The sequence below is a fragment of the Agromyces humi genome, assembly GCF_009720255.1.
Lineage (GTDB): Bacteria > Actinomycetota > Actinomycetes > Actinomycetales > Microbacteriaceae > Agromyces > Agromyces humi.
This window is the reverse complement of sequence record NZ_WJSP02000171.1, coordinates 1-7,774: the sequence shown is the minus strand read 5'-3', so window position 1 is coordinate 7,774 and position 7,774 is coordinate 1. Positions and strand designations below refer to the sequence as shown.

General features: G+C 70.8%; 5 protein-coding genes. 4 read left to right on the top strand and 1 reads right to left on the bottom strand.

The genetic code is table 11. The features are described from left to right. Positions 1-1,166 (bottom strand): hypothetical protein (locus GH736_RS13590; protein ID WP_159604149.1); only part of this gene is annotated, 1,166 nt, incomplete at its 3' end. Between the two features lie 180 nt (positions 1,167-1,346). Between GH736_RS13590 and GH736_RS13585 the strand changes: the two genes are divergently transcribed. The 4 genes from GH736_RS13585 to GH736_RS13570 all read left to right on the top strand — a co-directional run bounded on the left by GH736_RS13585 (position 1,347) and on the right by GH736_RS13570 (position 7,530). Next, positions 1,347-3,254, top strand: coding sequence for an ABC transporter ATP-binding protein (locus GH736_RS13585; protein ID WP_159604151.1), 1,908 nt, complete (start codon positions 1,347-1,349; stop codon positions 3,252-3,254). 105 nt (positions 3,255-3,359) lie between these two features. Continuing rightward, the gene (locus GH736_RS13580; RefSeq protein ID WP_159604147.1) at positions 3,360-4,928 is read left to right on the top strand and encodes a sugar porter family MFS transporter; all 1,569 of its coding nucleotides are present in this window, start codon (positions 3,360-3,362) and stop codon (positions 4,926-4,928) included. Between the two features lie 35 nt (positions 4,929-4,963). Beyond that, a complete protein-coding gene (locus GH736_RS13575) occupies positions 4,964-6,331 on the top strand; it encodes a cystathionine beta-synthase (protein WP_159604145.1) in 1,368 nt (455 codons plus the stop codon). Between the two features lie 35 nt (positions 6,332-6,366). Beyond that, positions 6,367-7,530, top strand: coding sequence for a cystathionine gamma-synthase (locus GH736_RS13570; RefSeq protein WP_159604143.1), 1,164 nt, complete (start codon positions 6,367-6,369; stop codon positions 7,528-7,530). The last annotated feature ends 244 nt before the right edge of the window (positions 7,531-7,774 follow it).

Here is a 7,774-nt window from a genome sequence, read left to right as displayed (position 1 = left end):
GCGAGCACCGAGCCCGCGAGTCCGTCGGGGCCGGTGTCCGGGAGTGTCGACGTCGCCGTCGCGGCGGGGGTCCCGGTTGGCTCCGCCACCACGGCCGGAGCCGGTGCCACCGACGCGTCGGCGCTCGTGGCGAGGGTCACGGACTCGAGGGGAGCGAAGTTGCCCCCGTTGCCGAGGAACGGCGGCTCCTCCCACGTGCCCTCCCAGGTCCCCTCGACCCAGACCGTGACGACGTGCCCGCCGGGCAACGACCCGAAGCCGAGAGCGGCGGTTCCCGTCGCGTCACCCGTCACCGCCTGCGGGGCGCCGAACGACGTGCCGTCGGGGTCACCCGCGTCGGTCACCCACACCCGGTAGTCCACCCCGTTCACGAGGCTCGACAGGGTGACGTCCACGCCACCCGTCCCATCGGCGCCGGTGGGCGTGACCGCGAGCTGCATCGCCGGCTGGCAGGGCGTGACCGCGAATCCGACCCAGTCGAAGACGAGCGCCGGAGGTTGGGCGCCGCCGGCGATCGGGTGCCATTCCGCCAGGGCGTAGTAGTTGCCAGGCGGCATGTCGGCGAGGTCGAGCACCTCGGTCGTGCCGTACTCGTCCAGCGACCCGCCGGTCGAGAAGTCGGGCCCCTCCACGTCATAGGTGACGATCCCGCCCGCCACGAGTTCGCTCAGGGTGAGCAGGATGGATCCGCTGCGATCCGTGCTGCACGAGGTGACCTCGACCGACACGCCGAGGTCGGCGCAGGCCCCGACGGTCGCGGGCACCTGCGCCATGATGCCGCCGATCTGACCGAGCGACTCGACGAGCACGATGGAGTAGGAGCCGGGTGCCACATCGAAGCCCCCGGTGCCGGTGAGTGCGGTCCCGAAGGGGACCTGCTGGATGGCCAGGCCCTCCGCATTGAGCAGTGCGATCAGCTTGTCGGTGAACGTGTTCGTCGCGTTGAACGCATAGTCGATGCGACCCGACTCGAAGTAGCCGCAGTCGGTGACGGTCACGGTGAGCGGATCCCCCTCGGCGGCAGCCGCTGGGCCGACGCCGCCGACCCCGCCGACCCCGAGCGCGGCCATTCCGGCGACGACCAGCGCCGCCAGGACCGGTAGCCATCGTGGGCGCGGGCGGTCGGCTCGTGACGATCGGTTCTCGGGCACGCCGATACGGGACATGGCATCGCTCCCTCGGGTCGGGACAGCCAGATGCCGCTCACGATATCGCCTCCTCGCCGGCGCGGGACCCCCAGAACAGGGGCGGGCGCGGGCGATGACGCGGTGAGCGAACGCCCCCCGCCCGAAGCCGCAAGCCCGGCCGTCGCGTCGCACCCCCGACTTAGGCTTGAGCGCATGAGCATGCATGCGAGCGCGCCGGGCGGCCAGACCGGCAGGTACGGCAAGGCGCGCACCCGCATCGCCTCGGCCGACGAGTCGGCACAGCGGGCCGAGAACGCCGACGCCCCCAAGATCCCGCACCTGTTGCGCCGCATCTCCGAGCTGTTCGCCGCGCACAAGGTCGCCCTCGCCACCACCGTGGTGCTCGTGCTCATCGGAGCGGGCCTGAGCGTCATCCCGCCGCTGCTCACCCAGCGGGCGTTCGACGACGGGCTGTTCCCCGTCGGGGCCGACGGCGACGTCATGGGACCGAACCTTCCGGTGCTCGCATGGATCGTCGGCGCGATGATCATCGTCTACATCGTCTCGGCGCTGCTCGGCGTGTGGCAGACGTGGCTCACCGCCACCATCGGCAACCAGGTCATGGGGTCCCTCCGGGTGCGCCTCTTCACGCATCTGCAGTCGATGGAGCTCAGCTTCTTCACGCGCACGAAGACGGGCGTCATCCAGTCGCGCCTGCAGAACGACGTGGGCGGCGTGGCATCCGTGCTCACCAACACCGTCTCGAGCGTGCTCGGCAACACCGTCACGGTCATCTCGGCGTTCATCGCCATGCTGATCCTCAGCTGGCAGCTCACGGTCATCGCGCTCGTGCTGCTGCCGTTCATGGTGATCGCGCAGCGACGCGTGGGGCAGGTGCGGGCCCGCATCGCCGGCAAGACCCAGGAGTCGCTGTCGGAGATGACGGCGATCACACAGGAGACGCTCTCGGTCTCGGGCATCCTGCTCTCGAAGAGCTTCACGCGGCAGCGGAGTGAGATCGATCGCTACGCCGACGAGAACCAGAACCAGATCCGGCTGCAGGTGAAGCAGCAGATGACGGGCCAGTGGTTCTTCGCGATGGTGGGCATCTTCATGTCCGCGATCCCGGCGATCGTCTACCTCGTCTCGGGGTGGCTCATCGCGGGCGGCACCGCGGATGTCACGGCCGGCACGATCGTCGCGTTCACGACCGTGCAGGCGCGGCTCCTGTTCCCGCTCATGGGCCTCATGCGCGTGGCCCTCGACCTGCAGACGTCGAGCGCCCTGTTCGCGCGCATCTTCGAGTACCTCGATCTCAAGCCCTCGATCACGGATGCCCCGACCGCACGTGAGGTGACGGCGGGCCCCGCGCTCGGGCGCGTGGAGTTCGACGACGTCACGTTCCGCTACCCCGATGCCGAGGGCGACGGGCGCCCCACCCTCGACGGGGTGAGCTTCACCATCGAGCCGGGCCAGTTCGCGGCATTCGTCGGGCCTTCGGGCGCCGGCAAGACCACGGTGTCCTACCTCGTGCCGCGGCTCTACGAGGCGTCGGAGGGCACGGTGCGATTCGCCGGCGAGGACGTGCGCGACCTCAGCCAGGAGTCGCTCATCTCGCACATCGGCATCGTGAGCCAGGAGACCTACCTGTTCCACGCGTCGATCGCCGACAACCTGCGGTACGCGAGGCCCGACGCCACCGACGCCGAGCTCGAGGCTGCTGCTCGTGCGGCGAACATCCACGAGACCATCGCGTCGTTCCCCGAGGGCTACCAGACGATCGTGGGCGAACGCGGCTACCGCCTCTCCGGCGGCGAGAAGCAGCGCATCGCGATCGCCCGCGTGCTCCTGAAGGACCCGGCGGTGCTGGTGCTCGACGAGGCGACGAGCGCGCTCGACACCATCTCTGAGCGGGTGGTGCAGCAGGCCCTCGACGACGCGGCGCGCGGCCGCACCACGATCGCGATCGCGCACCGGCTGTCGACGGTGGTGTCGGCCGACGTGATCTTCGTGATCGTCGCCGGCCGGGTGGTCGAGCAGGGCACGCACGCCGAGCTCGTGATCGCCGACGGCGTGTACGCCTCGCTCTACCGGCAGCAGGAGGAGCGCACCGTCCTCGAGGCGTGACGGCGCTCGCCTCCGCGGTGCGATCGCCCTCCGGCGTGCGCGTCGTTCGGGCGCCGTCACCGGCCCGACGCATAGGCTCGACGAGTCGGCGGAGGGGGAGATCCCATGACGGAGGAACAGGACGAGACCGGCTCGGAGGCATCCGGAGCCGCATCGCTCGTGAACGGATCAGCGCTGAACGGATCAGCGCTGAACGGATCAGCGCCGACGGGCTCAGCGTCCGAGCCGCCACCGCCGCCACTCGCGAGCGGACTCAAGCCGCGGGTCATCGGGCTGGCCGCGGCCGGCGCCGTCGGCGGGTTCCTCTTCGGCTTCGACTCGTCGGTCGTGAACGGCGCGGTCGACGCCATCCAGTCGGAGTTCGACCTCACCTCGGTCGTCACGGGGTTCGCGGTGGCGAGCGCCCTGCTCGGCTGCGCGCTCGGCGCCGAGCTGGCGGGCCGGCTCGCCGACCGGTTCGGCCGCATCCCGGTGATGCTCATCGGCGCGATCCTCTTCCTCGTGTCGTCGATCGGGTCGGGCTCCGCGTTCGGCGTCATCGACCTCATCGTCTGGCGGGTGATCGGCGGCGTGGGCATCGGCATCGCGTCGGTCGTGTCGCCGGCGTACATCGCCGAGATCTCGCCGCGTCTCCTGCGCGGGAGGCTCGCGTCGCTGCAGCAGCTCGCGATCGTCTTCGGCATCTTCGCCGCGCTGCTGTCCGATGCGCTGTTCGCCAACGCGGCCGGTGGTGCGGGCGAACCGTTCTGGTTCGGCATCGACGCCTGGCGCTGGATGTTCCTCGCATGCGTCGTGCCGTCCGTGATCTACGGCGCGCTCGCCCTGACCCTGCCCGAGTCCCCGCGCTTCCTCGTGAAGGCCGGCAAGGAGGACGACGCCCGCCGCGTGCTCACCCGCATCCAGCCGGGCGAGGAGGATCGCGGCATCCGCGACATCCGTGCATCGATGCAGCAGGACGCGCTCGGCAAGCGCAAGGGCGCACTGCGAGGGCGCGTCTTCGGGCTGCAGGGCATCGTCTGGATCGGCATCCTGCTGTCGGTGTTCCAGCAGTTCGTCGGCATCAACGTGATCTTCTACTACTCGACGACGCTGTGGCAGGCGGTGGGCTTCGACGAGTCCGACTCGTTCACGATCAGCGTGTTCACGTCGGTCACGAACATCGTGGTCACGTTCGTGGCGATCGCCCTGGTCGACCGCATCGGTCGCCGTCCGCTGCTGCTCACCGGATCGGCGGGCATGGCCGTCGCCCTTGCGACGATGGCCGTGGCGTTCGCGAGCGCCGTCACCGTCGACGGCGAGCTGAGCCTGCCCGGTGCCTGGGGCCCGATCGCGCTCGTCGCCGCGAACCTGTTCGTGGTCTTCTTCGGCTTCTCGTGGGGGCCGCTCGTGTGGGTGCTGCTCGGCGAGATCTTCCCCGGCCGCATCCGGGCTCGGGCGCTGGGCCTCGCGGCGGCCGCGCAGTGGATCGCGAACTTCCTGGTCACGGTGACGTTCCCGGTGCTCGCGAACTTCTCCCTCTTCTTCACGTACGGCATGTACGCGACCTTCGCCGCGCTGTCGTTCGTGTTCGTGTTCTGGAAGGTGCCCGAGACGAACGGCATGTCGCTCGAGGAGTCGGAGACGGTGTTCCCGGCGAAGGGATCGGCCCGCCGCCCGGCCGTGGAATCGGGCTAGGCTGGCGCCGCACCCACACGAGGAATGAACACGGCATGAAGTACGCAGAGACCATCGTCGATCTCGTCGGCGACACCCCGCTCGTCAAGCTGCACAAGGTGACCGAGGGGGTGACGGATGCCACGGTGCTGGTCAAGCTCGAGTACTTCAACCCGGGCGGCTCATCCAAGGACCGCATCGCCGCGCGCATCATCGACGCCGCCGAGCGCGAGGGCAAGCTGAAGCCGGGCGGCACGATCGTGGAACCGACGAGCGGCAACACCGGCGTGGGTCTCGCGCTCGTGGCGCAGCAGCGGGGGTACAAGTGCATCTTCGTGTGCCCCGACAAGGTCGGCGAGGACAAGCGCAACGTGCTGACGGCCTACGGCGCCGAGGTGGTCGTGACCCCGACCGCGGTCGCGCCCGACAGCCCCGAGTCGTACTACGGCGTGTCCGACCGGCTCGCGCGCGAGATCCCCGGCGCGTTCAAGCCCGACCAGTACTCGAACCCGAACGGGCCGCGCTCGCACTACGAGACCACCGGTCCCGAGATCTGGCGCGACACCGACGGGAAGGTCACCCACTTCGTGGCGGGCGTCGGCACGGGCGGCACGATCACGGGCACCGGCCGATACCTGCGCGAGGTGTCGGGCGACACCGTGCGCATCATCGGCGCCGACCCCGAGGGCTCCGTCTACTCGGGCGGCACCGGCCGCCCCTACTTCGTGGAGGGCGTCGGCGAGGACTTCTGGCCGACCGCCTACGACCCCGCGGTGCCGCACGAGATCATCGCGGTCAGCGACGCAGAGTCGTTCGCGATGACTCGCAGGCTCGCGCGCGAGGAGGGCATCCTCGTCGGCGGGTCGAGCGGCATGGCCGTGGTCGCGGCGCTCAAGGCCGCGGCATCCGCCGGCCCCGACGACGTGTTCGTCGTGCTGCTGCCCGACTCGGGTCGCGGCTACCTCGGCAAGATCTTCAACGACAAGTGGCTGCGCGCCTACGGCTTCGGCAACGCGCCCGCCGGCCACACCGTTCGCGACCTGCTCGGCGCCAAGGCCGACCGCACGGCGCCCCTCGTCTACGTGCACCCGGCCGACACGGTGCGGGAGGCCATCGACCGAATGACGGAGACGGGTGTCTCGCAGCTCGTGGTGCTCTCGGCGGAGCCGCCCGTGGTGCTCGGCGAGGTGCTCGGCGCGCTCCACGAGGAGGAGCTGCTCGACCTCGTGTTCTCGGGGCGGGCGAAGCTCACCGACGAGGTGTCGACCGTCGTGGGGGAGCCGCTCGACCTCATCGGCGTGAACGAGCCCGTCGCCACCGCCCGCTCGGCGTTCGCCACGGCGCCCGCGCTGCTCGTCACCGACGGCGGCAAGGCGCTCGGCGTCATCACCCGCACCGACCTCCTCACGTACCTGTCGGCCTGAGCGGCCGCGCGCACCACCCGGAAGGCACCCGCACCATGCTCCACGACGACGCCCGCTTCGACACCCGAGCCATCCATGCCGGCCAGGAGTTCGATCCCACCACCGGCGCGGTCATCCCGCCCGTCTACCTGACCTCCACGTACGTGCAGGACGGCATCGGCGGCCTGCGCAACGGCTACGAGTACTCGCGCGGCGGCAACCCGACCCGCACCGCGCTCGAGACCCAGCTCGCCGCGCTCGAGGGCGGCGTCCGCGGCCTGTCGTTCGCGTCGGGCCTCGCCGCCGAGGACGCGCTGCTCCGTACGGTGCTCGTGCCCGGCGACCACGTCGTGATCGGCAACGACGTCTACGGCGGAACGCACCGGCTCATCCGCAAGGTCTTCGGCGCCTGGGGCATCCGGCACACGACCGTCGACACGAGCGACCTCGACGCGGTGCGCGGGGCGATCGAGCTCGGCGCGACGAAGGTGCTCTGGGTCGAGACGCCGTCGAACCCGCTCATGAAGATCTCGGATGTCGCGGCGCTGGCCGAGCTGGGCTCCGAGGCGGGCGTGCTCGTCGTCGTCGACAACACCTTCGCATCGCCGGCGCTGCAGCAGCCGATCGCCCTCGGCGCCGACGTCGTCGTGCACTCGACCACGAAGTACCTCGGCGGGCACTCCGACGTGGTCGGCGGCGCGCTCGTGTTCGCGGCCGGGCAGGAGGAGCTCGCCGAGCGGGTCGCGTTCACCCAGTTCGCGGCGGGCGCCGTGTCGGGCCCGTTCGACGCGTTCCTCACGTCGCGCGGCATCAAGACGCTCGGCATCCGGATGCAGCGGCACAGCGAGAACGCGATGGCGATCGCGCGCCGGCTCGAGGGGCACGCCGGCATCGAGCACGTGTTCTACCCGGGGCTCGAGTCGCACCCCGGGCACGAGCTCGCGGCCCGGCAGATGTCGGGCTTCGGCGGCATGATCTCGATCTCGCTGACGGGCGGCGCCGTGGCCGCGCGCCGGTTCGCGGAGTCGACGTCGCTCTTCCAGCTGGCCGAGTCGCTGGGCGGCGTGGAGTCGCTCGTGAACTACCCCTCGGAGATGACGCACGCGTCCGTCCGTGGCACCGAGGCCGAGGTGCCCGAGTCGATCGTGCGACTGTCGGTCGGCATCGAGGACGTCGACGACCTGCTCGCCGACATCGACGAGGCGCTCGGCCGGCTGTAGCGGAGCGCGGATGCCGCGGCATCCGTCGCCCGTCACCGGTCGGCAGGGCTTGGCAGGAAGTTGACGACGACTGTCGTCCCTGCCAGCGACGCGTGCGGGTCGGATGCTCCAGACTGAGCGGGTGACCACGAACCAGACCGCCGGCTCGGCGGGCGCCCACGCCGGCGCCGACCCGGGCGTCACCGAGCCCGGCACGGAGCACCGCGGATCGCTCGGCCTCGTGCAGGGCACGGCGCTCTACATG

Bases quoted from the DNA above. Each gene is read 5' to 3' on its own strand.
- GH736_RS13570 (WP_159604143.1), top strand. From the start codon at position 6,367: ATGCTCCACGACGACGCCCGCTTCGACACCCGAGCCATCCATGCCGGC.
- GH736_RS13580 (WP_159604147.1), top strand. From the start codon at position 3,360: ATGACGGAGGAACAGGACGAGACCGGCTCGGAGGCATCCGGAGCCGCA.
- GH736_RS13585 (WP_159604151.1), top strand. From the start codon at position 1,347: ATGCATGCGAGCGCGCCGGGCGGCCAGACCGGCAGGTACGGCAAGGCG.
- GH736_RS13575 (WP_159604145.1), top strand. From the start codon at position 4,964: ATGAAGTACGCAGAGACCATCGTCGATCTCGTCGGCGACACCCCGCTC.